Here is a 26,898-nt window from a genome sequence, read left to right as displayed (position 1 = left end):
GTCTTTGGTAAAGCAGCAATTTGATTACAACGATGATGCCATACAAGTGCTGGAGGGACTGGAGGCAGTCAGAAAAAGACCGGGGATGTATATCGGCAGCACAGACAGCAGGGGACTGCATCATTTGGTCTATGAAATCGTAGATAACTCAGTGGATGAGGCATTGGCAGGTTTCGGTGATGAAATCATAGTGACCATTCACAAAGATAATAGCATTTCTGTTAAAGATAAGGGGCGTGGAATGCCTACAGGGATGCATAAAATGGGCAAACCAACGCCTGAGATCATATTGACGGTTCTTCACGCCGGAGGAAAATTCGGCCAGGGGGGATATAAGACGAGCGGAGGCCTTCATGGAGTTGGGGCGTCTGTTGTGAATGCCCTCTCAGAATGGCTCGTCGTATCCATCTGCCGGGATGGGACGATTTATGAGCAGCGCTTTGAAAATGGGGGAAAACCTGTCACGACACTTGAACGGAAGGGCAAAACGAACAGAACCGGAACGACCATTCATTTTAAGCCGGACCCGGTTATTTTCAGCGCCACCGTTTACAACTTTGAAACACTTAGTGAGAGGCTGAGGGAATCTGCATTCCTGCTCAAGGGCTTTAAAATCAGGCTAAAAGATGAGAGGGATCAGCTTGAAGAAACCTACTACTATGAAACCGGAATCGAGGCGTTTGTAGAATATCTGAATGAAGAGAAAGATTCCCTGAATCCGGTTGTTTCTTTTGAAGGCATACAGAATGGCATTCACGCCGAATTTGCTTTTCAGTTTAATGACGGCTATTCGGAAAACATTCTTTCTTTTGTAAACAATGTCCGTACAAAAGACGGCGGCACCCACGAGGCTGGAGCAAAAACAGCCATGACCAGAGCTTTCAATGAGTACGCGAGAAAAGCCGGACTTCTTAAGGAAAAGGATAAGAACCTTGAAGGCTCGGACATACGCGAAGGCCTATCTGCAATCGTTTCCGTACGCATCCCTGAGGAACTCCTTCAATTTGAAGGACAGACAAAAGGAAAGCTTGGAACGAGTGAAGCAAGATCTGCGGTAGATGCCATCATTTCTGAGAATCTTTCCTATTTCCTTGAAGAAAATCCGGACATCAGCACCTTGCTTGTGAGAAAGTCCATTAAGGCGTATCAGGCCAGGGAAGCAGCCCGGAAAGCACGTGAAGAGGCAAGGAGCGGCAAAAAAAGAAAGCGTTCGGAAACCTCTCTCAGCGGAAAACTGACCCCTGCCCAATCCCGGAACCCGCAGCGTAATGAGCTGTATTTGGTGGAGGGGGATTCTGCCGGCGGTTCTGCCAAACAGGGCCGGGACCGAAAATTCCAGGCTGTGCTTCCCTTGAGGGGAAAGGTCATTAATACGGAAAAGGCGAAGCTTCAGGATATTTTTAAAAATGAAGAAATCAATACCATCATCCACGCCATCGGGGGCGGAGTCGGGGCGGAGTTCCTCGTTGAAGATATCAACTATGATAAAGTCGTCATCATGACAGATGCCGATACGGATGGTGCCCATATCCAGGTGCTGATCCTTACCTTCTTTTACCGGTACATGAAGCCGCTAATAGAGGCGGGCAAGGTTTTTATCGCTCTTCCTCCACTCTATAAAGTGAGCAAAGGAACCGGCAAAAAAGAAGTGGCGGAATATGCCTGGTCAGATGAAGAGCTCAAAACGGTTCAGAAGCGGGTCGGAAGAGGGACCATTATTCAGCGCTATAAGGGACTTGGTGAAATGAATGCAGATCAGCTCTGGGAGACGACCATGAATCCGGAAACGCGCACGCTGATCCGGGTGAGGATTGATGATGCAGCGAGGGCTGAGCGCAGGGTTACCACCCTTATGGGAGATAAAGTAGAACCGCGGAGAAAATGGATTGAGCGGAATGTCGCATTTGGCCTTGACGATGAAAGCAACATTCTGGAAAACGAAAACTTGTCGGTCGCAGAGGAGGATTAATCTATGGCGCTTACAGAAAAATTTCATGATTTGCCATTAGAAGAAGTATTAGGCGACCGTTTCGGACGTTACAGCAAATACATTATACAGGACCGAGCGCTTCCTGATGTCAGGGACGGTTTGAAGCCGGTTCAAAGACGAATCCTTTATGCCATGTATGCAGAGGGAAACACCCAGGATAAAGGATTCAGAAAATCAGCCAAAACGGTCGGAAATGTCATCGGGAATTATCATCCTCACGGAGATTCGTCTGTGTATGAAGCGATGGTAAGGATGAGCCAGGACTGGAAGGTGCGGAATCTGCTGGTGGAAATGCACGGCAACAACGGCAGCGTAGACGGAGACCCCCCTGCTGCCATGCGGTATACAGAAGCCCGCCTTTCCGCAATCGCTTCAGAACTGCTTCGGGATATTGACAAAGAAACCGTAGAATTTATTCCAAACTTTGATGACACAAGTGCAGAACCGGTTGTACTGCCCGCCAAATACCCGAACCTGCTCGTTAATGGTTCCACCGGCATCTCAGCGGGGTATGCAACGGATATCCCGCCTCATCATCTTGGAGAGGTCATTGACGCTGTAATTAAACGCATCGATGATCCTGAATGTACTGTAGAGGATCTGATGGAGGTCATTAAAGGACCTGATTTTCCGACAGGCGGAATCATCCAAGGGTTAGAGGGCATTAAAAAAGCGTATGAAACAGGAAGAGGAAAAATCATTATCCGCGGAAAAGCCGGTATTGAAACCGTAAAAGGCGGAAGACAGCAAATTGTGATTACAGAAATCCCATTTGAAGTCAACAAAGCAAACCTTGTGAAAAAGATGGATGAGTTCAGGATTGAACGCAAGGTTGAAGGAATATCAGAGGTGCGGGATGAAACAGACCGTACCGGACTCCGCATCGTCATTGAATTGAAAAAAGACGCAAATGCGGAAGGCGTTCTGCATTACCTTTACAAAAACAGCGATCTTCAAATTCCATATAATTTTAACATGGTCGCAATCGCTGGCCGCAGACCTACCCTGATGACGCTCACTGGAATTTTGGATGCTTACATTACGCATCAGCGGGAAGTTATTACAAACCGTTCCATATATGAGCTTCGCAAGGCAAAAGAGCGCCAGCACATCGTTGAAGGCCTTATCAAGGCACTTTCGATCCTGGATGAGGTGATCGCCGTTATCCGCAGCTCATCGGATAAACGAAATGCGAAGGAAAACCTTATTTCATCCTTTGATTTTACAGAACCCCAGGCTGAAGCCATTGTTACGTTGCAGCTTTACCGGCTCACCAATACGGATATCACAGCGCTCAGGCAAGAGGCTGAAGAGCTGGATAAAAAAATAATGGAACTCGAAGCTATTTTGAATGACGAAAAGACGCTGTTTAGAGTCATTAAAACAGATTTGAAGAAATTAAAGAAAACCTACTTAGATGACCGGCGTTCTTTGATAGAGGCCGAGATTGAGGAAATAAAAATCAACCTTGAAGTAATGGTCGCTTCAGAAGATGTAATCGTCACCGTCACAAAGGATGGGTATATTAAGAGGACGAGCCAGCGGTCGTTTTCCGCTTCGAGCGGGCAGGAATTCGGCATGAAGGAAAAAGACCGCCTGATCACACAGCTTGAGATGAACACAAAGGATGTTTTGCTTCTGTTTACGAATAAAGGAAGCTACTTGTACTGTCCTGTTCACACACTTCCTGATATACGATGGAAGGATCTTGGACAGCATATTGCCAACATCATCCCAATTGAACGAGATGAAACCATTATTAAAGCCATTCCCGTGAAAGAGTTTACGGAGCACCATTATTTGCTGTTCATTACGAAAAACGGGATGGTGAAGCGGACTGAGCTTACCGCTTATAAAGCACAGCGGTATTCCAAGCCGCTTGTAGCCCTGAACCTGAAAAATGATGACGAATTAGTGGATCTGCATCTGACAGACGGCCAAGCCGACCTTTTTCTTACGACCCATCTCGGATACGGATTATGGTTCGGTGAAGAGGAAGCCGGGCTTGTTGGAGCGAGAGCAGCAGGAGTTAAGGGAATCGGCCTGAAACCTGGTGATCATGTCATCAGCGGCCAGGTATTTGCTAAAAACACTGCCCCGTCTCTGCTCATTGTTACCCATCGGGGAGCCGTTAAACGAATGGATTTAACTGCTGAGTTCGACCGCTCCTCCAGAGCAAAGCGGGGCCTGATCATGCTCAGGGAACTAAAGAAAAACCCTCACCGCCTGACTGCGGCGTTCGTAACAGCTAAGGATGTAATGGTGTGTATCAAGACAGCAAAAGGCCAGATCGAAATGGTCCGATCCAGTTCCTATCGAAATAATGACCGCTACAGCAATGGCTCCTTTGCAGTAGATGAGCAGGAAGCTGGCAGTGTATCAGAAGTCTGGACAAATGACTGGATTTCTGAGAATTGAGTAAAAAGCCTGGATTTTTCAGGCTTTTCTTTCTTTGTTAATGTTTTTTCAAAAAGCTGGTACCTAGAAAAGCAGACAGTTTGGATGAGGGGTAAGGAGCACTTTAGCCCGAAAACCGGATCGTTTTTTTAAAGTAAGCGTTTCCCTTCTTTCCGTATAGGGAATAAATGGGGAAAGGCTTTTGAGAGGAGGGAAACTGTGAATCGGATCCATGCCTGTGATAAAAACAAAAGAAATTGTGTTTCTACGTTTAACAAAGAAAAACCTCAGCACATTAAGCCAGTGAGCTATTCTGAAGAAGAGCAGACCGCCATGCACCTTATGAAGGAACTGCTGCAATCGATGAAAAGGGTTACTGTTAAGGAAGAAGATTCGGTCTTTATCCGCTGCGTTTTTGTTTCAAAATGGTTTAAGTTCAAAGACGATGTTGAAATCTGGTTTGATTCTGAAAATAAGAAGATTCATATAAAATCTTCTTCCCGGACCGGGTATTCGGATTTTGGAGTAAACAAACGAAGAGCGGAGCACATTCTGCAAAGCTATGTAAAAAAAGAAGAACAGCACAATTCGCGCGCTGTCCCTCAGTAGTTTCTATTTATCTGAGAAATAATCCACAAACGCATGGAAGATTTCGGTTCCATGATAATACATCAGGGTCACAGCTGAAAGTGAAAAACCGGAAATCATGATTGCTCTTAACCAGGACATACGGTACGCCCCCTTTGCATAAACTAAAGCCTAAATTTGAAGGGTTCGTGTTCGAATGCTCGAAAATAAGAGGAATGGTAAAAAACAGCCAAAAGGAAGACCTTCAGCAAACCTCTTCGTCTAAACTCAATCACACCTGCGCTTATTAAGAATAGGATGAGGAATTTTAGCGGGAAGTGTGCCAGGGTATGTACGGGTGCAGCTTCCAGTCATCCAGTCCGTTTGATGGATGCCATTCAGTTCCATGAACAGCCGGCTCTTCAATCATTTCGGACGAAGCAGGATCACAGTAATGGCCGTGATTGTTTGCAGTAAGAACCACGTAGAGGGAAAGCCAAAGAATTGCCGTTACATACCTGAACATATCCGACACCTCCTGTATCCTTAGTTTAGCAAGGGTACCAGGAGGTGAAAAGAAAATAATTTATACAAAAAGCATTCTTTTGGTATAATATATAAGTCTCATGATAGGTTTCCTTACATGGGGATTACATTTTGGAGGGTTACTATGGAGTTTATTAATACGTTATTTTATGGATATTATGATCTGCTTTGGGGAAATCTCCTAATCTACATGCTTATCGGGTTAGGTTTGTTTTTTACTATTCGTTCAAGGTTTATTCAGGTTCGTTTTTTTGGAGAAATGATCCGTTTGCTCGGAGATAAAAATATGCTTTCCGGTGAAGGGGGAAAAGGGGTTTCTTCTCTTCAGGCATTTTTTATCAGTGCCGCTTCCCGAGTCGGAACAGGTAATATTGCAGGTGTAGCCATCGCCATTGCAGCGGGAGGTCCCGGTGCGGTTTTTTGGATGTGGGTGATTGCCCTGATCGGAATGGCGACCGCTTTTGTAGAAAGTACACTTGCTCAAGTTTATAAAGTAAAGGACGGCGATCAATTCCGCGGCGGCCCGGCCTATTATATGGAAAAAGCACTCGGACAGCGCTGGATGGGAATCCTATTTGCCATTCTAATCACGCTATGCTTCGGGTTGATCTTCAATGCGGTTCAGGCTAACACCATCGCGCTCGCTTTTGAAGAAGCTTTTGCTTTTAACAAGTTCTTAATGGCCGGTATTTTGGTAATCATTACCGCCCTCGTTATATTCGGCGGACTAAAGCGGATTGTCGCAGCAACACAGCTGATTGTACCTGTCATGGCCGGCTTGTATATTTTAGTAGCCTTGTTTGTTGTCATTATGAACATTACGCAAATTCCTGCCATTTTCAGTTCAATTGTAGCCTCTGCGTTCGGTCTTCAGGCAGCTGCCGGAGGAGCTGTCGGGGCTGCTTTAATGAACGGGATCAAGCGGGGACTGTTTTCCAATGAGGCGGGAATGGGGAGTGCACCGAACGCGGCTGCTACGGCTCATGTTTCCCATCCTGCAAAACAGGGTTTTATCCAGTCACTCGGGGTGTTTTTTGATACGATCCTAGTATGCAGCGCAACAGCATTCTTGATTTTGCTGTATGATTTGACACCAAATGCTGAATTAGAAGGCATCCAGCTCACTCAGGCAGCTCTTAGTGAACACATTGGGAGCTGGGCTCAGGTTTTCCTTGCTGTATGTATCTTCCTATTTGCTTACAGCTCTATTATCGGGAATTATTATTATGGGGAAACGAACATTGAATTCCTTAACCGCGGCAAAGTATGGCTTTATGTGTACCGCTTTGCTGTTCTGATCATGGTTGTATTCGGCTCTGTCTCCGGTTTTCAGCTCGTATGGGATCTGGCGGATGTTTTCATGGGAACGATGGCGATCGTCAACCTCGTGGCCATTGCTCTGCTTTCAGGAATCGCCATGAAAGTATTGGCTGATTATAACAAGCAAAGGAAAGAAGGACTGGACCCTGTTTTTACAAAGCAATCGGTACCGGGCTTGAAAAATATTGAATCGTGGGATGAAACCGCATCTCCAAAAAAATAATGCAAAAAATGCGCTGTTTCTTTTATGAGACAGCGCATTTCTGTTTATAAAAGCCGGAATCGTGGAAAAATGCTTTAGAATAAATTGGTTTTACCTTTAGAAAGCAGGTTTTCGCATGTTTAAAATTACGAATCTCATATTTAAAGATATACTGCGTATTGAACAAATGGCAATTGAAAAAGGAAAGGTCACCAGCATTATTGGTGAGAGCGGAGCAGGTAAATCCACGCTGCTGAAAATGCTGAATCTCCTTCTTTCCCCTGATAGTGGCTCCATTACTTATGAAGGTCAGGAACTGACAGCGCGCAGCCCCATCACCCACAGAAGGGAAGTGGTTATGCTCGGCCAGCAGCCTGTCATTTTTGAGGGATCCATTAAAGACAACCTTGAAATTGGCAGAAAGTTTTCCGAAAAAGACCCGACAGATGAGGATACACTGAAAGAGGCACTGGCCTTCGTGAAGCTTGATAAGGAGCTGGATCAGTCTGCAGAGGAATTGTCTGGCGGTGAAAAGCAAAGACTTGCTCTGGCAAGAGTTTATTTAATGGAGCCGGAATGCTTTTTGCTGGATGAACCGACATCCGCACTCGATGACGGAACTGAAGATGAAATCATTAACCGGTTTATAGAGATGGTTAAAGGCAAAACGGTCATTATGGTCACACATTCTAATGATATAGCTGAACGATACAGCGATCAGGTCATAACGTTAAGAAAACAAAAGAAGGGTACACACGATGAAGGATAACATGATCAACATTGACTTATGGAGGCTGATTGCTGCCTATGCATTTATCGTCCTGCTCCTTTTCATTGTAAAGCGAAGGGGGATTAGGCGGGAGTGGAAGATACTCTTTGCCACTGCAAGAATGACCGTTCAGCTCGTTTTAGTCGGTTATCTGTTAACATACATATTTGAACGGCCAAACCCTTTTATCTCCATTCTCATAGTCTTAATCATGGAGACGTTTGCGGTGATGAACATCTTTCGGCAGGTGGGAGAGAAGCTATCCAGCAAGCTGAAACTCTCGATTGCTGTCTCCATGCTGGCTGGATCGATCGCCAGTCTGCTTTTCTTCAACTTTATCGTCGTTCATTTTGAACCATGGTATGAACCGCGGTATTTTATTCCGATTGCCGGAATGATTATTGGCAATTCGATGACAGGATTAACGCTTGGCGTGAAAAACATGACCGAGGGAATGAAGAAACAGAAACTCGTTGTAGAAGGGGCACTGATGCTTGGAGCAAAGCCTGAAGAAGCCTCCAGGACTATTGTAAATTCCGCCTTCGATTCTGCAATATTGCCTACATTAAACAATATGCTCGGGATGGGAATTGTCTTTCTTCCAGGCATGATGACAGGTCAGATTCTCGCAGGCGCAAGCCCCTTAGTAGCCATTGAGTATCAGATTGTCGTTTTGCTGAGCATTACGGGGAGTACAGCTTTATGTGTGCTGTTATTTATTCGTCTCGGTACGAAGCTTTTTTTCAATAAATGGGCACAGCTTGTTATTGATCAGGAATAGCTAATAACCCCCGGACTATGGTTCGGAGGGTTAAACAACATATTATGGACTTAAAAGAATATTAATTATAATGAAATTTCGTTCCTTATGTATGGGTTTACATTTGGAAGGCCTCAATAAATTTAGATACAGGGATATCAAAAGTGGAAAGGTTCCTTTTTAATTGAGTTCAAATTATCAGATTAAAAAAGTAGCTTGGGTATGAATTTTTAATAGACCAACCTTACATCTATGAAGATCTGCTCATGGAAATGAATAAAAGTTTTAATTTTGCACAAAGCAGAAAACAAGCCTGTCCACATTTTTTAGTGCAATATTAAGTTTTTAAGAAGTTCCTTGCTATAAACAATACGTAGACCTGGTCCAAAACGAGATAGGAATTGTTAACTTAAAATGAACGATCTTTTGTATGTCTCTAGTGCAGATAATACATGTTAAGATCTATGAACGCAGCGTGTTATTCGCTGGAGGAGTATTCTCTGAATCCGAAATGAGCACCAGCGGAGCCGGAGTTTTCTGGGCATCAACCTTTGCATTTATTTTAGCCTTTACTTCTTGGAAATGGAGAAAAATTTCCGGAGCTTTATTAATTGTTATTTCAATTTATAGGTTTTTTGCAAATGGACTATTCTTTACTCTTGCCTTTCTATTCCTTATGAATGCAGGTCTCATGGCAGTGTTCAGTAAACAAAATCAAAATATAAAATCTAATATCCAAGAATAAAAGCGGGCCATCCCGCTTTTTTTGTTTGTCCAAAAAGAGGGATGAAGAATGATATTGCTTGAAGGCAGAACGCTATCTCAAGGTCAAAAGGTACAAGTTTATTACAACCAGCACAAAGGTGGCTATTCCATTCGTGACAAGAAAAGCCATCTGGTTGTAGCTTATGCCCATTCTGTTTTCCTTAAAAATTGCACTTTTAAAGTTTCTCAAAAATGACGACGAAAAGTTATTGATAAGCAAAGAAAAAGGGTACATGCATTCGTTGAAGGAGAGTTTGTGCAAGCAGATCATGATCTCGATTGCAGCTGCCTCGATAAAATCTACTACAACCCTTACATTACTTCTTATTTCACCAATACAGCCAATCTGGGTCTTGTGCGTCAGTCTCGTACTGCTTACTTTATTGATAGAGTTTGTTTTATAGAAAAAACAGGATGAGCAAGATAAATCAAGCGAACAAGCAACAAAATAATTTACTAAAAGAGTACATAACCTGTGCTCTTTTAATGGTATGATAACTATAAAATAATGGAAAGAGTTGAGAAATTTGGAGCTTTATGGGTCATTCTCCGTCCTCTTCGCGGCTGGTCTCATAGATTTAGTACACATCATTATTAGAGAGAGATCATATGAAAACAACTTAGAAATTCCGGTATCTTTGACGTCGATCAGATGGACGGAAGATTATTTGAAGACTATCTAAAGCGCTTGCTTCAATGGAGAGGATATAACGTCAGATTAACAAAGACTTCTGGTGATTATGGCGCTGACCTCATTCTCTCAGCAAACGGAAAGACCATCATTGTGCAAGCAAAAAGGTACAAGAACAAAGTTGGCTTGAAAGCAGTACAGGAAATCGTATCTGCGAAGAATATATACCATGCTGACGAGTGCTGGGTTATCACCAATAACTATTTCACAGCACCGGCCATAAACCTTGTCAATGCCAACGATGTTGTCTTGATTGATAGGGATGAGCTCATTCATTGGATGATTATGATGAAGGATGCCCAGAGGGCATAATTCTCTTTCCGTATAGATTGTTGTTTTGCAATCGTTTTTCATTCGACAATTTCCGTAACGCCGAATATTTGAACAAGAGAGGGAAGTCATGAACATCACTAAAATCAGATCATTCCTTTACAAAGCAGCTAAAATTTTAGGAGATATAGACGCCGTGAGAAAAGGCCGTATCAAGCAGCGTATAAAAAATAGATTGATTGGCAAATTCTCAGGGAGACATTTCAAATAACTCGCTATGCTTTTCCAAAAACATTTTTTATAAATAAATGAATTTTACTAAAAGGAGAAAAACGTGAAAAGACCATTTATTTACCTAGTCGTCTTAATAATTGTTGGTTTATCAACTTTGCTAGTGATTCAATACCGTAGCAGCACGCAGAATGCTAATCGATTAGGTGAGCTCCAAGCGGACTATAGCACAATGGAAGAGCATGTAAACACTTTAGAGGAAGAGGTCAATTCTCTTACTGAGCAAAACGAAAAGATTTCAGCTGAGCTTCAAACAGAGCAAGATGTTCAAAAACGTGAAGAGGAAGCTCAAATCAAAGAAGCTGCAGCCAAAGAAAAGCAAAAGGTAGTAAATTTCACAACGGGTAATTATTTTGTTGGCGAGGATATTTTTCCAGGAAGATATGTTATTACAACCGACGATAATCATGGATTGCTATTTATTAGCGATTATTTAGGAAATTCAAAAGAGATGAAGGCATTGGGAAAAAACTCAATGAACAATCTTACTGTTGATCTTCAAGGCGGAGATGAGATTGAGATAAATGGACTTGATAACGTAACCTTCACCCCTAAATAGATCGCCATAACAAAGGATATATTTATAATCCAGCTCCCTATTAAGGAGGACTATCATGTTTGGTTTCAAGAAAAAAGCAAAAGGCTACATTGCCTACTTCCAGCTTGAAGATTTATGGTTTAATTACCTCAACGATACGGACAGGAGAGAAGTGCGAGAACGATTTTCAAAGGTTATGAGTTCCGCCGGCAATCCCGGAGACTCCGTTGATCAGGTTAAAATCGATGATACATCTATGCACTTAGAAACTTTTCTTTCAGTGGCAGCTGAAGGCATTTCTGATTTAGAAAAGAAAAAGCACATCATTGATCTAGCCTTAAGAGAAACGGAGAAATCCAATGATCCTATAAGAATCCACTATGCATACCTCGCGGCTGCTAGGCAATATAAGCTGATGATAAAAATGAATCATCGCCATAACGACAGATTTATTGATATTCTCAATAAAGACTGTTCCATTTATGATTCATTCATAAAGTCTTATTACAAAGAAAAAGAGATTATTCCTTCTTATCCTGCATTTAAAGAGTTGGCTTTGGCCTATGAACGAAAAGGTGAGATTAACAAAGCAATAAGAATATCCAAAGTAGCCTTATTGAAAAATGTGAATGAAAAAACATCTTTTGAGAACCGCATTCAAAAGCTTCAGCAAAAGCTAACTTGAAGTGTTTCTAATAAATTAAAAAGGGGGATATAGCAAGATGAAACTTTGAATTAGGGATACATACCAAGTGTATGAGAGGGAATTTGATCATGATTTGCATTGCTACGAGGTGATCAAAGCGGATCAAGTAATCGCCACCATTTACCCCGATACAATTGAGGAAATGGACGCTAATATACATTGAAGAATGTGTACCATTTACCACCATTTAAGTCGACTTCTTAAATAACAGTATGTGTTGGCTCAAAAGATATCTAGGGTGTGAATATATGAAGATAAGATACCATATTATTCTAATTGTTTTAGCTTTTATTTTTATGTCGATACAGAGTGAGCTTGATTTTTTCTATTTGGAAGCTGTTAAAGAAGATTTATATGAATCCTATCTGAATACGTAGAAGAAGAATCCTTTAATGAGTATTTTGCAGATTTATGCACTCAGTATCAACACGAATCACATGATTGTAGTGAGGCAGATAATTCTTGGGTCAGAGTCCCAATGAAAGCATTATCTACATTTTCTTTTTTGTATATAGTTTATATCCTATATAGCACTGTAAGATTTTTTTCGCACATGCGTAAAGGAATAGTATCTTTTGATGATTTAAACTTTTAGGTGTCAAAAAATCTCTCCTGTCTCACAAACCTAGTATACTTGGGCAAATGAGACAGGATTTCTTTTCACCCTATAACTGACTAGAATATATATTATGTTAACTAATAAAAAGAGTAAACGGTCATTCCTATTCTGCACCCATGGTTTAGAGTCCCTCCGTGCCTGCCGGAAAAAACTCAATATTCTTTTCACATAGCCAATCCAATGCCTTTATTCATGAATACTTTGTATGTTCTAATAAAAGCTATCCTTGCTGGTGCTTAAAACAAGGATAGCCGCTATTTACTTCTATTTTCGCTAATTGCGAATGAGAGCCTGACTGTGAGCAGATAATCTATCTCAATTCCATCTGTCATGCTGCAATTTCAATGCACCTTGGTCAGTTCCCTTCCATCACCGCGAAATAATTATCTTCAAAATCTGCAAAGTTGAATACTTTAATCCCGCCCATGTCCATTATTTCGCCAGTTTTGATTCCTTTACTAATAAGTGTACGGTGAAGTTCTTCCAGATTATCAGTAAAAAACATTAGGGACGGTGTGCCTAAATTAAGCTCGGGGGACATTTCAGCAACCCACTTTTTGTTTTGAAGAATGATGCTTGTTTGAGCATTGGGTTCTGCTGCAAGCTGGATCCATCGCATTCCATTGTCATGGCTTTCTTCAGCCTTGACATGAAACCCGACCGCTTCTGTCCAAAATTCAACTGCCTTATCCTGGTCTTCAACATACAGCATTACTTCAGCAAGTTTCGTGATCATGAGTTTTCAGCTCCTTTATTAAAATTCTGAACACTTAAGAATTCTCTATAAAACGCTGAGCTCCTCTTTTTTTAAACGATTCGCTCTATTAAACTGTGCTGTTGACTGCAGCTGGCAGGCGGTCGCTTTCCGCTCCAATCAACAGGTGGTAACATCAACACCATAAAACTTTTTGCAGCAGCTTTACGTGCCTTGCTTGACCGCTGCCATGTCTGTTTACACTAGCTTTCAAACTGCGTTAAATACAAAAAAACAGCAGTCCAGAATTGGGCTGCTGTTGTAATGCGATGCAAGATAACCGATCATGCAAATATACTGATAAGATTTCCGTCCGGATCCTCGACTACAGCATAGCGCTGTCCCCAGAACGCATCCCAAGGCTCCTTATGTCCACTGTAGCCTCGTTCCATTAAGCGGCTGAACGTTTCATCTACACCTTGCCGGCTGGTACATAAAAAAGCAAGTTCGATTCGATGGCCGGCTGGCTTTTCCCAGCTGCCGTATATGTCTCTTATCATCTCCTGAGTGTCGAAGGCGAGCCGGAAGCCATTTTGAGAAACCTCCACATGTGACTCCTGGTTTGCCTGCTCTGGTATTTCCAGTCCAAGAATCCGGTAAAAATTCAGTGCTTTCTTCATGTCTTTTACCACAATTCCAACCATATCCAATTTTATTTTCATGATGAATCCACTCGCCTTCTTTTCTTATTATCCATCTAAACTTCTTTTTCTGCTTTTGTACCTTTGCCTGGCAGCAATGACAGCGGCAATAATAAATCCGATCGTCAGGATGGAAAAGAACCCGGTACCGGTGGAGGTGATTTCATTTATATAGGGCTTTACTTGGTCTCCAAGAAAAAATATCGCCGCAGCAAGCGGAAGAAACCGGATGATTCTCCCAATAATGGTGCCTATTAAAAACAATTTTAAAGGAACTTGCAAAATGCCGCCAAGAATGGCAAAAACCTTGAATGGGATCGGCGTTATCCCTACTACAACTAAAGCCATGATGCCGTATTTTTTATAGAGCTCTTCTGCCCTTGCGATCATTTTATCAGAAGCCATTCTCTTTAATATCGGAGGACCGATCTTTTTCCCGAGCCAGTAACCGAATAGCGCACCTAGAATGGAACTGAAAATCGTAACTGCTCCAAACCATAGAGCCAGATGCGGGCTGTTCGTTGACATGGGCAGTAAAAGAACATCAGGAGGAATAATGAATATAGAAGCCTCTGTGAACGAGACTGCAATTAACCCGAATATTCCCCAAGTCTCGACTAATTGAAGTATTTTGTCCAAAATAATATATCCTTCCCTGTACTGAATTCTTAAAAGCCTTTTGCTGATCGGCCCTTGCCATTTCAAATCATCAAAATATGATTTAAACCGCCATTTTTCGATTTAATCTAATTATAAAGGGATGTCCATATTTTTGATACCCTGAGTATGGGAAAGATTCCAATTTGCACCCGAATGCCAGTAGGAGAAAGCAAAAAAAACGGATGAGAGTTTCATCCGGGCTGAACGTTTTATTCTGAGCGGTTTTTTATCTCCATTTCAATCTTCTTGAGACAAAAGGTTTACGTCATCATATCCTTCAGGATACTGGTCTTTAGCAAGAGAGCCGTCTGTCCTTCACCTTCAGCATGGAGCCTTTGAAGAAAACTGTCACTTGATTAGACGGATCCCTTTCTTCATAGACATTTCCTGTTTCATTTTCATTCAGTAATTTTACACGGCCCCCCCTTGCTGAAATCAACACGGCTAACCGTTTCTTCCAGATTTGGAGCAGCGATTTTATTTTTGTCCTTCCTTCCCCCTTTCATCCGGTATTCATATCTTTCATATATGCCTCAGCTCTTTGTAAAACTGCGTGATTTTGTCTGCCTCTTCCATTGACACCCCGGCTTTCTTCCTGTATTTTGTTCAAGTATGTATTTTAAAAACCAGGAGGTACATCTTGAATAATCAGAACGTACAGCATGTGAAAATTACGACAGCCGATCCTTCGGCAATCGGCCTTTTTGGTTTGGCGATGGTTACATTTGTCGCATCTTCCCAAAAACTTGGCTTAACAGAAGGTCTTGCCTTCATTCTTCCCTGGGCAATCTTCCTTGGCGGCTTTGCGCAATTGTTTGCGAGTATACAGGATGCAAAGCATAATAATACCTTTGGCTCCACAGCATTTGGCGCCTTCGGTCTATTTTGGCTGGGAGTTGGCGCTTCATGGCTGATCCAGCTTGGCGTTTTCGGTGAACAGCTCGCAGCAGACGCAGATTCAAGGCAGCTCGGCATTGCTTTCACAGGGTATTTAATCTTTAGTCTCTTTATGACGATTGGTGCGATGGAGACCCATAAAGTGCTTTTTGCTATTTTCGTCCTTATTGATTTCTTATTTATTGGTCTTTCATTAAGTTCATTCGGCATTATGCACGAAGCGACCCACATGCTGGCTGCTGTTTCAGAAATGCTGATTGCGCTTCTCTCCTTTTACGGATCAGCTGCAGCTGTGCTGAATGTCCACTTTGGACGCGAGTTTCTGCCGGTCGGAAAACCTTTTGGTGTATTTAAAAAGTAGTTGAAAAAAATCCTTGTCTGCGCAGACAAGGATTTTTTTGCTTTTTTTTATATTTCCTGCTGTCCTTCTTTACCGTTAATGGAGTAGCTCACGCTGAGATCGGCATTGAGGGAATGGGAGACTGAACAATATTTATCCTTTGAAAGCTTAATGGCTTTCGCGACTTTTTCATCAGGGAGCTCGCCTTCCAGCACATAGTTGATATGAAGACGGGTAAACCGCTTCGGATGGTCCTCTGCTCTTTCCCCTTCTATTTCCATTCGGAAATCCTGTGGTTCCAAGCGCATTTTCTTTAAAATCAGAACGATATCAATCCCTGTGCATCCAGCAACAGCATGCAGCAGCAATTCTGTCGGCCGTGGACCGCTGTTGACGCCCCCGGCTTCCTGTCCTGCATCCATTTTGATTTCATGACCGGACGGGGACAATCCGTCAAAAGCCAGATTTCCTGCCCAGGTTACGGTGGACTTCATCATTCGTATAGCCTCCCTTTACGTGTTTACACGTATTATAGCTCTGTCCGTTAAAAATTAAAAATATCAAGCCAAATTTTTACCGCAGTTGCTGAGATGAGAAGCGCAAGGATAATCTGCAAATACTTTGTATTCATTTTCTTTCCAGCCACAGCGCCTAGCGGAGCGGCTATTAAGCTTGCAATAACCATGATGGCAGCAGGGTAATAATCAATCTGTCCTGTAGATATCTTTCCTGCCGTCGCTCCGATTGATGAAATAAAGGTAATCGCCAGGGAAGAAGCAATGGTCATTCGTGTCGGGATTTTTAGGACAACAAGCATAATCGGAACGAGCAGAAACGCTCCTGCCGCCCCGACAATCCCGCTCCCAATTCCTACAATAAAGGATAAAATCATGGCAATCCATTTATTAAACGTCACTTGGTCTAGCGGAATGTCATCGATTCCTTTTTTCGGGATAAACATCATAACCGCTGCCGTCAAAGCAAGCAACCCGTAAATAATGTTGATCCCTTCCTCTGACATTGCCCTGGAACCAAAGCCTCCAATGAAGCTCCCGGCTAAAATGCTGACTCCCATATAAAGGATGAGCCCCTTGTTTAAATAATTTCCTTTCCGATAGGCCCATACACCGCCAATTGTTGCAAAGAATACCTGTATGGCACTTATTCCGGATACTTCATGCGCGCTGAATGCAGCGAGACCGAATAGTGGAGGAATATACAGCAGCATAGGATACTTGATGATCGAGCCGCCAATTCCAAGCATGCCGGAAATGTATGAGCCGACAAAACCGATTAAAAATATAACAAGGATAAATCCTATATCCATTTAAGCTACCTCCTTTTAAAAAAGGGAACCACTACCGGTTCCCTATTATCATTATCCTTTTTTAATCCAGAACTTAAGGACGCCGCCCTCTTCTTCTGTTTGCAGCAATTCATGTCCTCCTGATTTTGACCATGCGGCAATGTCCGCTTTAGCTCCCTTATCTGTCGCATGCATTTCCAGGATTTCACCTGTCTGCAATTCATTCATAGCTTTCTTTGTTTTTACGATAGGCATCGGGCAGGCAAGTCCTTTAGCGTCTAATACTTTTTGTACATTCATTTTTCCAGTCTCCTTTAAAATAAGTTTTAATTTATCTGACAGCGCATCGGTTTGGACCGATTTCCATCTCACGCTGTTTTTCTGAATCCGGGCTGATTTTCCCCATATTTGTTTCACGGATTTCCTGATAAGCATTTGGCTGCGGAGGCAGATTGCCTGTTACTAACTCTCTAAATTCACTTTCGTCGGCAATGTTCATTCCATGGTTCTCTGCAATCAATGTTCCGAGCTTTTTACCCACTGATCCATTGCTGTTCATTTCGCTCACCATCATAAAATGGGCGGGAAGAACAAACAAGTCCTCTGAAAGCTCTCTATAGCGGGTGTAAAGGGATTCACGCAAATCGCCAACCCAATCCTCTGCAAGCCCTGCAAGGTCCGGTCTTCCAATTGAGTCAACAAACAGGATGTCACCGGATAGCAGGTAGCTCTCATCCACTATGAATGAAGTGGAGCCGATTGTGTGTCCGGGGGAATACAGAGCTTGAATATCAATGGACGTTCCCCCTATTTTCAGTTCTGTTCCATCTTCGAGTGGTTCGTAGGAAAACGTTACTTCTTCAGCATCCTTAGGAGGCAGCCAATAGGAAGCCCCGGTTTGTTCAGCGATTGTTCTTCCGCCGGAAATGTGATCCGCATGCAAATGGGTATCGAGTACATGTTTGATCACGGCGCCTTTTTGTTCAGCAAATTCAGTAAACACGTCTGTCATCCTAGTAGCATCGATAACGGCTGCCTCACCGCCGGAGATGACCATATAGGAAAGGCACCCTTTTCCAATTCGGACAAACTGGTATAGCTCTCCTCCGTCTTTTAAATCTCCTGCTTTAACGGGCTCAAGATGCTCGCTCCAGCCTTTCATGCCTCCTGCAAGGTAATATACGTCCCTGCCTGCTTCGGAAAGCATTTCCGCCACCATTACGGACGAACCTTCCTTAGCACAGACGACCAGTACTTGGCGGTCTTCAGGAATGTCCGGAAGAATTTCCTCCACACCATCAAGGAGATCAAAGTATGGTACGTTTCTATGCTGAAATTCCAAGCCTTCTATTTTCCAATCTTCAACATCGCTTTGATTGCGTACATCCAGAATAAAAAGTGGTTCTTTATTAATGATTTTTTGAGTCACTTCATTCGCTGTCATTGGTTGGTAAGACATCGTTTTATACCCCCTATAGTATAAAGTTAATTAAAAAAATTTATTTGACGCTTGTTGTTTCACCAGTCCAGCTGCTCATGCCCGGAACTACATTGGTTACTTTCTCAAATCCTTCCGATTGCAGCTGCTGAGCGGCCAGATCGCTTCTGCTCCCAGTCCGGCAGACAACATGGATAGCAGCGGATTTGTCCAGTTCTCCAAGGCGGGTCTTTAACTCGCCAAGCGGGATGGATACAGCTCCAGGTATATGGCTGAATGCGTATTCTGCTTCCTCTCGTACATCAAGGACAACAGTATTTGAATCCTCTTTAATGATTTTTTCTAACTCCTTATTATTCAAGACATTAGGAAACGACTTTTCTGCAGCTTCCTCACTTGAAGACTTTCTCAGATAATGTTTTAGGACTTCTCCCTCTTCAATCGTACCGATGTATTGATGCCCAGTACTCTCAGCCCATGCCTTTAAGTCAGCCTTTGATCCTTTATCCGTTGCCTGAACCTCGATTACCTGACCTGGCTCAAGCCCGTTAATCGCCTTTTTCGTTTTAACAATCGGCATTGGGCAAGCTAATCCTTTAGCGTCTAATGTTACATCAGATTTAATTTGGTTCATTTTCATTCCTCCTCGTTGGTTTAGATGAACAAGTTTACATTGCCGTTCTCTGCATCAGCTAAATACGCTGCAACACCACCATATTCAATCTTATCGAGCAGCTCTTTTTGCTGCAGTCCGAGAAGATCCATGGTCATCGTGCATGCAACTAGCTTAATATCTTGCTCCTGTGCCATATCGATTAGCTGCGGCAAGCTCATCACATTGTGCTTTTTCATGACGTTCTTGATCATTTTAGGCCCCATACCTGCAAAATTCATTTTAGAAAGTCCCATTCTATCCGCACCGCGCGGCATCATTTTCCCAAACATCTTTTCAATGAATCCTTTCTTCACAGTCAGCGGTTCATCTTTTCGAAGCGCGTTCAATCCCCAGAATGTATGAAAGATTGTTACCTCGTGATCGTATGCTGCAGCTCCGTTCGCGATGATGTATGCAGCGATTGCTTTATCGTAATCACCGCTGAATAAAATAATGTTGGTTGTTTTCTTCTGTTCTGACATGTATATTCCTCCAATTAATTACCCTGAGGGGTATAATTATTAACAAAAAAATTTGTTTCTCAGATTTTACCCGTAGGGGTATATAAAGTGTCAAAAAAACTCAGGTAAATTACCCCTGTTGGTATAACAATACTAAATGGTTCCGATACTGTCAACCCAAAAGTTATTTACCTGCTTTTTACAAGAAGCTCTACAGCCTGTTTTACTAAATGATCGGTTCCCTCGCCATTTGCAATATTTTCTCTGACACACTCTTCAAGGTTTTGACTGACAATGACGCCCATTGTCCTGTCGATTGCGTTGCGTGCAGCAGACAGCTGAGTCACAATTTCCCTGCAGTCCTTCCCCTGTTCCATCATTCCGATTACACCTTTAACTTGTCCTTCAATCCGCTTTAGACGGTTCACAATATTTTTATCGTACTCCATCCTGTTCACCTCATTTCATGTAACAATCATGCAGGCATGCCTGCAGAATCAGTATGATTATCATATACCCGCTCAGGTACTAAATTCAAGTATTTACTTTCAAACCTTTTGTCCCATTTAAATCCAGTGGGTTTTCCTGTATGCAGCCGGGGACATTTTCATTCTTTTCTTAAAAACCCGGCTCAAGTAGAAACCGTTGTTAAATCCGCATTCCTTCGCAATGGCATCTAACGTTTTATCCGTTTCAAGCAGCATTTCCCTAGCCTGCCTGATCCGTATTGATGTTACATAGTCGTTCGGAGTCATACCGGTGCTCCGTGAGAACCTCCTTGTAAATTGGACAGGACTGAGCCCGATTTCCTGAGCAATCTGATTTAACGCGATCTGCTCAAATGCATGCTCGCGTATATAGAGAACGGCCTTATAGATCAGCCTGTCCTGAAATGGAACACTGGTCGGTTCCATCATTCCTTTTTCAGCTTCTATTCTGTACAGAAGAAACAAGTCCAGCAGATAATGCTCTTTGATTCTGCGTGCATGGTCATCCTGCTCGAAGGCGTAACGCTTTAAATAGTTAAAATTGGATTGGAGCCTTTCGTTATCCTTGATTGTAAACTTCCCGGACAACCATTCTCCATGCTCCCCCTCCCATTCAAACTGAAAAAAATGAAAATCCAATGAAGTCAAAGCCTCTCTTTTTAATGGGAGTCCAGGCGGACAAAGGAGGAAATCTCCTGGCTCCCCGGTACCGGATTCCTCAAGGACACGATATCCAAGTTTTCCTTTTTCAATAATAAAGATGCTCCAGTGCGGATAGGTATCCTGTTCGAGCAGAAACCGGTCCAGGGATTGCCAGTAGGTATGCTGATGGATCTTAAGCTTTCCGATTGAACGCATGGTGGAATACCTGCCCCCTATATGAAAAAAAGTATATAAAAAAGAGAATATCATCCATGTTTTAATTTTCCTTATGTTCCTACAATAAGAGGTAAACTTTTATTTTTCAAGCTTAATTTGAAAATAGAGCACGCTGCATAAACGATTCGATAATGATGATCCGGAAATCTGCTTTTTGAAATTATGTGCATTATATGTTTTATTGAGCAGAAAGCGGGGAAAGAAAAAATGGTTTGTTCGTTCAGATTGGTTCAAATGCTTTTCTTCCATGCGCATGCTGCCCACTATACTGTATCCCGGCACAAGGCTCTTTTATCACATATTTCCATTCGTCCGGGCAAAAGATATACAGATTGATTACAGATGAACTTAAGGTGTCCACCCATTATGGAGCTTAGAATACAGCCGGGATTCATAAAAGAGGCATAAGCGCTGAACAGCCATTATTGGACAGAGCTTGTTTTAGGCAAATAAAAAATAGTCATTGGAGGAATCATCGTGAAAATTACAGGAATTGAAATCAAACACTATTTACTCCCTCTAGACCCCCCTTTTAAGGCAGCGTGGGATCCGGCACCAAGAAAGCAGTTCGCTTCCACCCTTGTTTATGTACATACGGATGAAGGCATCACCGGGGTAGGCTCCGGCGACTTAATGACCGGATTTGAAGGCCATGAGCATTTGTTTATCGGCCAGGATCCGTTTGATGTGGAACGGCATGCCAAAGTGCTGGATAACATCGATTTTCACTACGGCCGCCCTTGGCCTCTCGACCTCGCTCTATGGGATATTATCGGAAAAGCATCCGGCCAGCCTGTATACAAGCTTCTTGGCGGCAAACAGGATAAAGTGCTTGCCTATGCCTCGACTGGCGAGCTTGTGACGAAGGAAGAACGTGCACAGCGTGCCCTGAAACTGGCTGATCAGGGGTTTAAAGCGATGAAAATCCGTTTTCACCACAGCAACATAAAAGATGATATAGCGGTTGTGGAAGAAGTAAGAAAAGCAATCGGCGATAAAATGGAAATTATGGTGGATGCCAACCAGGGCTGGAAAATGCCTTGGGATACAGATCGGACATGGGATTTGAAAACGGCTGCCAATGTAGCGAAGGAACTTGAGAAATATAACGTATTCTGGCTGGAGGAACCTCTTCCCCACGATGATGCCGAAAATATGGCACGGCTCCGTCAAATGACAAGCGTCCGGATCGCAGGAGGCGAAATGAACCGCCGTTTCCACGAGTTCAGAGATTTATCTGATAAGGGATCTCTCGACGTTTATCAGCCTGACGTTGCTTTATGCGGAGGAATCACGTACGGAAGGAAGATCGCGGACTATGTACAGGCTAAAGGCAGCATTTACAGCCCGCATACATGGACAAATGGAATTGGCGTCATCGCAAACCTCCATATTGTGCTCGGCATAAGCAACAGTCCCTTTATCGAATTTCCATATGATCCGCCAGCCTGGTCCATTGAGCGCCGCGATTATATACAGACTCCGGATACAATGCTCAAAGTCGACAGCGAAGGCTACTTGCGCGCTTCCGGCAAGCCGGGTCTCGGATTTGATCTAGATGAAGAAGCTCTTAAACAGTACGAAATTAACTATACGTACGTTGGCGAAAAAGAAGAGTAAAGGAGGAGGAGAAGAAAATGAACAGCTATCAGGCATTTATTAACGGAACATTTACAGACAGCTCTAACGGACAGACAATGGAAGCCCGAACGCCTTCTACAGATGAAGTATTTGCAGAGTTTCCGGCTTGCACCGAAGAGGATGTAGCCAAAGCCATCCAGGCAGCAAATGACGCTTACAGAGAGTGGAAAAAGCTCCCTTCCATCGAGAGAAGCGGGTATGTTCGAAAGCTTGCGGACCTATTAAAAGAAGAAAGCGCCCAGCAAAAGATCGGGGAAGCCATTTCAAAAGAAATGGGGAAACCGCTCTCGGCAGCCAAAGGAGAGGTCGGAGGTGCTGCTGAGCTTGCAGAGTACCATTCACAATGGGCCCGCCGCATCGAAGGCTCTGTCGTAGACGCAGATTCGAGCAATGAACGTATTTTAATTTACAAGGAATCTCTTGGTGTTGTCGTATGCATCGTGCCATGGAACTTTCCAATCTATGTGCTGATGAGAAAGCTTGCCCCTGCTCTGATTGCAGGAAATACAGTCATTGCTAAACCAAGCTATAAATCTGCTATTTCCGCTTTGGAATTTGCGAAAATAGTGGAAAAGGCTGGTTTTCCGCCGGGTGTCATCAACGTTGTGACAGGTGTGGATGAAGTGGTTGGTGACTCCTTAACAGGGTCTGATCAAATTAATATGATCACCTTTACCGGCAGCACGAAGGTTGGGAAAAAAATTGCGGAGCGGGCATCTCAAAATATGGTTCGGACCTCCCTTGAGCTTGGCGGAAAAGCCCCCGCTATTGTGATGGAGGACGCTGATCTGGATGCAGCTGCAAAAGGAATCGCCGGAGGACGGCTGGCAAACAGCGGCCAGGTATGCAGCAACACCGAAAGAGTTTATGTTCATGAAAGTGTGAAAGACGCCCTGATCGAAAAGCTTAAATCCGAATTTGAATCATGCAGCATCGGGGATGGATATGAAAATCCGGATGTTCAAATGGGCTGTATGGTCCACCGCAACGAAGCAAAGCGCGTTCATCAGTTGGTTGAAGAGGCTAAAGCACAGGGAGCGGAAGTCATTACAGGCGGGCATTTTCTTGAAGGGTTCAGTGAAGCGTTCTACCCCCCTACCCTGCTGGACAATTGCAGCCAGAACATGACGATTGTAAAAGAGGAAGTCTTTGGACCTGTTCTTCCGATTGTAACTTTCAGCACGATTGAAGAAGCCATCGACTATGCGAATGATTCCATTTACGGGCTGACTTCAAATGTTTATACAAACAACTTCCAATACGTCATGAAGCTCACAACGGAAATTGAAGCGGGCGAAGTTTACGTCAATCGCCAGCAAGGAGAAGCCTTTCAAGGGTACCATGCCGGCTGGAAGCAATCCGGCATTGGAGGAGACGACGGGAAATACGGGTTTGAAGAATTTTTGCAGAAAAAAACGGTTTACCTCGACTTTTAATTTTCACATCTTCAGTAAAAGAGAAACAAACTTTTCCGTTACAAGAAGGAGAGTGATGAACGATGAATGAATTTCAATATTTTCTAAAAACACGTGTCCAGTACGGTGAAAACAAGTCACTGGAGCTTGCAGGACCCATTCAAGAGTTTTCCGGTAAAAACAAAGCCGTTATTATTACAGATCATGCACTCGAAAGCTTGGGATTCATTCAGCCAATCATTGATTCCCTCGCTGCAAGCGGCATAGAATGCAAAGTCTACAGCGAAGTAAAGAGCAATCCAACCTTTCAGAATATAGATGAGGCAGCTGCACTGATTCGGGAATTTGACAGTGATGCCGTCATTGCAGTCGGCGGCGGTTCCCCGCTCGATACCGCGAAAACAGCGGCCCTTGTTGCTGGAGGAGATCATGGCGCCGAGCATTACGCATTAATGGCGAACCCTTTTCCCCCTAAAAAGGTGCTGATGATTGCCGTTCCGACAACAGCGGGTACAGGAGCTGAGGTAACAAGCACAACTGTATACTCAGATGCTCATCACCGGAAGCTATGGGCTTGGGATCAGAACATGCAGCCGGATCTGGCTGTTCTTGACCCCGTGCTGACAATCAACCTGCCGGATTTTTTAACGGCTGCTACGGGGATTGATGCACTTGTCCATGCGCTCGAGGCTATTACCGGACAGTCCTCAAATCCGATCATTGAAGCTTCCGGCCTGCATGCTATCCGCCTCGTTTCGGAGAATCTTCCGCTTGTTATGAGGGAAAAAGAAAACCTGGATGCCCGAGGAAATCTCCTAATTGCTTCGATGCTCGCGGGAATCGCCATTGAGTATGGCGGTACGGGGATCGCTCACAATATAGGCCACGCTTTGAGCACCGCGGGAGGTCTTCACCATGGAAGAGCTGTTGCGATCGCCCTTTATCATTCTTATGAGTGGAACCTGGATAGTTCCCAAATCGCTGTTTTCGCTAAAGCTGCACGTGCGTTTGGTGTTACGGATTCCTATGATTCAGACAGAGAACTCGCTCATGCCGGTGCAGTTCGCTACAGGAAACTGATTGAGAGCTTGCCTATTGACCTTGAAGTAACTGCAGACGGGCTTACAGCTGAAGACCTTCCTCATCTGCTGGCAGCATGTCTGGCAGAGGAAAATCAGCCGATGAGACGAAACAACTGCCGCTATGCAGCAGATGAAGATCTCGAAAGATTTGCTAAGCAAATCATTGCATTTCAGCAAGGTGGAAAAACACAGCCGCTATCCCCTGCTTGACGAGCGGGATTGGGCCGTTTATCAGGAAAATCAGCAATAGATAAGTGAGTGGCTAGAACAGGGGCAGAAAAGCCTCTGTTTTAGTTTTTTAGAAACGATTGTATCCTTGCAGTTTCCATGATAAAATTTTTTTCGTCTTCATTTTTTAAAATGGCTGCTGGATCAGCAGATACTATGTGGATTTGGTAAATTTTTTTTGGATATTTTTGTGATATTCTTCACAAAATAATTTATTGGAGATTGGATAGGGGGGTTTTTCGTGCAGAACCAATTGAAGAAAGAGATTGGGTTTTTTGCCGCTTTAACAACAGTAGTCGGAACAGTCATTGGAGCTGGAGTATTTTTTAAACCGACAGCTGTATATGATTCTACAGGTTCAGCGAGTCTCGGATTGCTCGCATGGCTGATTGGCGGGATTCTGACCATAATAGCCGGGTTAACCGCTGCCGAGCTTTCCGCTGCAATTCCGCAAACGGGCGGGATGATGGCTTACTTAAAAAGAACATACGGGAATCTGACTGCCTTTTTGCTCGGCTGGGCTCAGACAGTCATTTATTTTCCTGCCAACATTGCCGCTTTGGCCATCATTTTTGGAACACAAACCGCAAGTCTATTCGGCTACAGTGCAGATGATAACAAAATGCTGATCATCGTGATTGCGGCAGCCACTGCAATTTTTTTAACACTGTTAAATTTCCTTGGGGCGAAAGCAGCTGGCGGGATCCAAACCATAGCCACAATCTGCAAACTCATTCCACTTGCCCTGATTATTCTTTTCGGCCTGCTTCACGACAGCAATGTCCCTTTTCAGCTGTTTCCTGTTGAGGCTGGACCGGAACGGACCTTCCTGACAGCACTGGGGTCAGGTTTGCTTGCTACGATGTTTGCTTATGACGGCTGGATACTGGTGGGAAATATCGCCGGCGAAATGAAAAACCCGAAAAAGGATTTGCCTAAAGCCATTATCCTTGGCCTTTCAGCTGTCATGGCCGTTTACTTACTAATCAATGTCGCTTTTTTAACCGTTATGACAGCAGGATCCCTTGCAGGCACGAACACTCCGGCCTCCGATGCAGCTGAGCTTATATTTGGTTCAATGGGAGGAAAGCTTGTAAGCATTGGAATTTTAATTTCTGTCTTTGGAAGCATCAACGGGTATGTGATGACAGGCATGAGAGTACCTTATGCAATGGCCATGGAGAATAAGCTTCCATACAGCCGCTGGTTTGCAAAATTGTCTCCCCGAAGCCGTGTTCCGTACAATTCAGGCCTCTTTATTTTAGCCATTGCGATCATTATGATGTTTATTGGCGGATTTAATACTTTAACAGATATGCTCGTTTTTGTTATTTGGATTTTCTACACGATGACGTTTGCAGCAGTCATGATTTTGCGGAAGAGAGAACCTGAACTGGTGCGTCCATATAAGGTTCCACTCTATCCGATTCTCCCGATTATCGCGATTGCAGGCGGTTTGTTTATCGTCATCAACACCCTCTTTACCCAGCCCGTCCTCGCGATGTGGGGTCTGGGTATGACAGCATTGGGTCTGCCAGTTTACTTCGGCATGAGAAAAAAACACATTCATTGATCAAAAGCG

29 protein-coding genes are annotated in these 26,898 nt (G+C 43.5%); 17 read left to right on the top strand and 12 right to left on the bottom strand.

The annotated features are described in order from the left end of the window. Positions 1–4 precede the first annotated feature (4 nt). The 3 genes from parE to ACQCV8_RS09140 all read left to right on the top strand — a co-directional run bounded on the left by parE (position 5) and on the right by ACQCV8_RS09140 (position 4,996). The gene (gene parE, locus ACQCV8_RS09150) at positions 5–1,969 is read left to right on the top strand and encodes a DNA topoisomerase IV subunit B (RefSeq protein WP_426844304.1); all 1,965 of its coding nucleotides are present in this window, start codon (positions 5–7) and stop codon (positions 1,967–1,969) included. Between the two features lie 3 nt (positions 1,970–1,972). Then, positions 1,973–4,408 (top strand): DNA topoisomerase IV subunit A, encoded by a 2,436-nt coding sequence (gene parC / locus ACQCV8_RS09145; RefSeq protein ID WP_426844303.1) that lies wholly within the window; start codon positions 1,973–1,975, stop codon positions 4,406–4,408. Between the two features lie 198 nt (positions 4,409–4,606). Beyond that, positions 4,607–4,996: a DUF1499 domain-containing protein gene (locus ACQCV8_RS09140; protein ID WP_426844302.1), complete on the top strand. Its 390-nt coding sequence runs from the start codon at positions 4,607–4,609 to the stop codon at positions 4,994–4,996. Positions 4,997–5,282: 286 nt separating this feature from the next. On the opposite strand, the gene ACQCV8_RS09135 is transcribed toward ACQCV8_RS09140, so the two are convergent. Continuing rightward, positions 5,283–5,480 carry a hypothetical protein gene (locus ACQCV8_RS09135; protein WP_426844301.1) on the bottom strand — a complete coding sequence of 66 codons (198 nt, stop codon included), beginning with the start codon at positions 5,478–5,480 and terminating at the stop codon, positions 5,283–5,285. 144 nt (positions 5,481–5,624) lie between these two features. Here ACQCV8_RS09135 and ACQCV8_RS09130 point away from each other — a divergent pair, with 144 nt between their 5' ends. The 9 genes from ACQCV8_RS09130 (at position 5,625) to ACQCV8_RS09090 (ending at position 12,189) form a co-directional block, all read left to right on the top strand. Then, positions 5,625–7,043, top strand: a complete 1,419-nt coding sequence (locus ACQCV8_RS09130) for an alanine/glycine:cation symporter family protein (protein ID WP_426844300.1) — start codon at positions 5,625–5,627, stop codon at positions 7,041–7,043. Between the two features lie 115 nt (positions 7,044–7,158). Next, complete coding sequence (locus ACQCV8_RS09125; protein ID WP_426844298.1) at positions 7,159–7,791, top strand: ABC transporter ATP-binding protein; 633 nt, start codon at positions 7,159–7,161, stop codon at positions 7,789–7,791. Beyond that, complete coding sequence (locus ACQCV8_RS09120; RefSeq protein WP_426844297.1) at positions 7,781–8,572, top strand: ABC transporter permease; 792 nt, start codon at positions 7,781–7,783, stop codon at positions 8,570–8,572. Before ACQCV8_RS09125 ends, ACQCV8_RS09120 begins: the two co-directional genes overlap by 11 nt. Positions 8,573–8,981: 409 nt before the next feature. Next, a complete protein-coding gene (locus tag ACQCV8_RS09115; RefSeq protein ID WP_426844296.1) occupies positions 8,982–9,296 on the top strand; it encodes a hypothetical protein in 315 nt (104 codons plus the stop codon). A gap of 48 nt (positions 9,297–9,344) precedes the next feature. Beyond that, positions 9,345–9,512, top strand: coding sequence for a hypothetical protein (locus ACQCV8_RS09110; protein ID WP_426844295.1), 168 nt, complete (start codon positions 9,345–9,347; stop codon positions 9,510–9,512). 456 nt (positions 9,513–9,968) lie between these two features. Continuing rightward, positions 9,969–10,319 (top strand): restriction endonuclease, encoded by a 351-nt coding sequence (locus tag ACQCV8_RS09105; RefSeq protein ID WP_426844294.1) that lies wholly within the window; start codon positions 9,969–9,971, stop codon positions 10,317–10,319. Between the two features lie 292 nt (positions 10,320–10,611). Next, positions 10,612–11,127 carry a hypothetical protein gene (locus ACQCV8_RS09100; RefSeq protein ID WP_426844293.1) on the top strand — a complete coding sequence of 172 codons (516 nt, stop codon included), beginning with the start codon at positions 10,612–10,614 and terminating at the stop codon, positions 11,125–11,127. Positions 11,128–11,182: 55 nt separating this feature from the next. Beyond that, positions 11,183–11,791, top strand: coding sequence for a hypothetical protein (locus ACQCV8_RS09095; RefSeq protein ID WP_426844292.1), 609 nt, complete (start codon positions 11,183–11,185; stop codon positions 11,789–11,791). A 269-nt stretch (positions 11,792–12,060) separates the two neighbouring features. Further along, positions 12,061–12,189 carry a hypothetical protein gene (locus ACQCV8_RS09090; protein WP_426844291.1) on the top strand — a complete coding sequence of 43 codons (129 nt, stop codon included), beginning with the start codon at positions 12,061–12,063 and terminating at the stop codon, positions 12,187–12,189. Positions 12,190–12,786: 597 nt separating this feature from the next. Here ACQCV8_RS09090 and ACQCV8_RS09085 read toward each other — a convergent pair. From ACQCV8_RS09085 to ACQCV8_RS09075, 3 genes are all read right to left on the bottom strand, one after another. Beyond that, positions 12,787–13,167 (bottom strand): VOC family protein, encoded by a 381-nt coding sequence (locus ACQCV8_RS09085; RefSeq protein WP_426844289.1) that lies wholly within the window; start codon positions 13,165–13,167, stop codon positions 12,787–12,789. Positions 13,168–13,469: 302 nt separating this feature from the next. After that, on the bottom strand, positions 13,470–13,847 hold the full coding sequence (locus ACQCV8_RS09080; protein ID WP_426844288.1) for a VOC family protein: 378 nt from the start codon (positions 13,845–13,847) through the stop codon (positions 13,470–13,472). 27 nt (positions 13,848–13,874) lie between these two features. Next, positions 13,875–14,465 carry a YqaA family protein gene (locus ACQCV8_RS09075; RefSeq protein ID WP_426844287.1) on the bottom strand — a complete coding sequence of 197 codons (591 nt, stop codon included), beginning with the start codon at positions 14,463–14,465 and terminating at the stop codon, positions 13,875–13,877. 661 nt (positions 14,466–15,126) lie between these two features. Here ACQCV8_RS09075 and ACQCV8_RS09070 point away from each other — a divergent pair. Continuing rightward, a complete protein-coding gene (locus ACQCV8_RS09070; protein ID WP_426844286.1) occupies positions 15,127–15,744 on the top strand; it encodes an acetate uptake transporter in 618 nt (205 codons plus the stop codon). 47 nt (positions 15,745–15,791) lie between these two features. Here the strand turns inward: ACQCV8_RS09070 and ACQCV8_RS09065 are convergent, their stop codons facing one another. From ACQCV8_RS09065 to ACQCV8_RS09030, 8 genes are all read right to left on the bottom strand, one after another. Next, positions 15,792–16,217, bottom strand: coding sequence for an OsmC family protein (locus tag ACQCV8_RS09065; RefSeq protein WP_426844588.1), 426 nt, complete (start codon positions 16,215–16,217; stop codon positions 15,792–15,794). 50 nt (positions 16,218–16,267) lie between these two features. Beyond that, positions 16,268–17,050 carry a sulfite exporter TauE/SafE family protein gene (locus ACQCV8_RS09060; protein WP_426844285.1) on the bottom strand — a complete coding sequence of 261 codons (783 nt, stop codon included), beginning with the start codon at positions 17,048–17,050 and terminating at the stop codon, positions 16,268–16,270. A gap of 51 nt (positions 17,051–17,101) precedes the next feature. Beyond that, complete coding sequence (locus ACQCV8_RS09055; protein ID WP_426844284.1) at positions 17,102–17,329, bottom strand: sulfurtransferase TusA family protein; 228 nt, start codon at positions 17,327–17,329, stop codon at positions 17,102–17,104. A 31-nt stretch (positions 17,330–17,360) separates the two neighbouring features. Continuing rightward, entirely contained in the window at positions 17,361–18,488 is a 1,128-nt protein-coding gene (locus ACQCV8_RS09050) for an MBL fold metallo-hydrolase (protein WP_426844283.1), read from the bottom strand. A 40-nt stretch (positions 18,489–18,528) separates the two neighbouring features. After that, positions 18,529–19,101, bottom strand: a complete 573-nt coding sequence (locus ACQCV8_RS09045; RefSeq protein WP_426844282.1) for a sulfurtransferase TusA family protein — start codon at positions 19,099–19,101, stop codon at positions 18,529–18,531. Between the two features lie 20 nt (positions 19,102–19,121). Next, on the bottom strand, positions 19,122–19,604 hold the full coding sequence (locus tag ACQCV8_RS09040; protein ID WP_426844281.1) for a DsrE/DsrF/DrsH-like family protein: 483 nt from the start codon (positions 19,602–19,604) through the stop codon (positions 19,122–19,124). 167 nt (positions 19,605–19,771) lie between these two features. Next, positions 19,772–20,032: a metal-sensitive transcriptional regulator gene (locus ACQCV8_RS09035; RefSeq protein ID WP_426844280.1), complete on the bottom strand. Its 261-nt coding sequence runs from the start codon at positions 20,030–20,032 to the stop codon at positions 19,772–19,774. Positions 20,033–20,149: 117 nt separating this feature from the next. Beyond that, complete coding sequence (locus ACQCV8_RS09030; protein ID WP_426844279.1) at positions 20,150–20,929, bottom strand: helix-turn-helix domain-containing protein; 780 nt, start codon at positions 20,927–20,929, stop codon at positions 20,150–20,152. Positions 20,930–21,427: 498 nt separating this feature from the next. Here ACQCV8_RS09030 and ACQCV8_RS09025 point away from each other — a divergent pair, with 498 nt between their 5' ends. The 4 genes from ACQCV8_RS09025 (at position 21,428) to ACQCV8_RS09010 (ending at position 26,889) form a co-directional block, all read left to right on the top strand. Next, positions 21,428–22,570, top strand: a complete 1,143-nt coding sequence (locus ACQCV8_RS09025; protein WP_426844278.1) for a mandelate racemase/muconate lactonizing enzyme family protein — start codon at positions 21,428–21,430, stop codon at positions 22,568–22,570. 17 nt (positions 22,571–22,587) lie between these two features. Further along, on the top strand, positions 22,588–24,027 hold the full coding sequence (gene aldA, locus ACQCV8_RS09020) for an aldehyde dehydrogenase (protein ID WP_426844277.1): 1,440 nt from the start codon (positions 22,588–22,590) through the stop codon (positions 24,025–24,027). A 62-nt stretch (positions 24,028–24,089) separates the two neighbouring features. After that, positions 24,090–25,298: an iron-containing alcohol dehydrogenase gene (locus tag ACQCV8_RS09015; protein ID WP_426844276.1), complete on the top strand. Its 1,209-nt coding sequence runs from the start codon at positions 24,090–24,092 to the stop codon at positions 25,296–25,298. A gap of 259 nt (positions 25,299–25,557) precedes the next feature. Continuing rightward, positions 25,558–26,889 carry an APC family permease gene (locus tag ACQCV8_RS09010; protein WP_426844275.1) on the top strand — a complete coding sequence of 444 codons (1,332 nt, stop codon included), beginning with the start codon at positions 25,558–25,560 and terminating at the stop codon, positions 26,887–26,889. The last annotated feature ends 9 nt before the right edge of the window (positions 26,890–26,898 follow it).

It is taken from the genome of Metabacillus sp. 84, from assembly GCF_050107715.1.
Lineage (GTDB): Bacteria > Bacillota > Bacilli > Bacillales > Bacillaceae > Metabacillus_B.
This window is presented reverse-complemented; position numbering and strand designations above follow the sequence as displayed.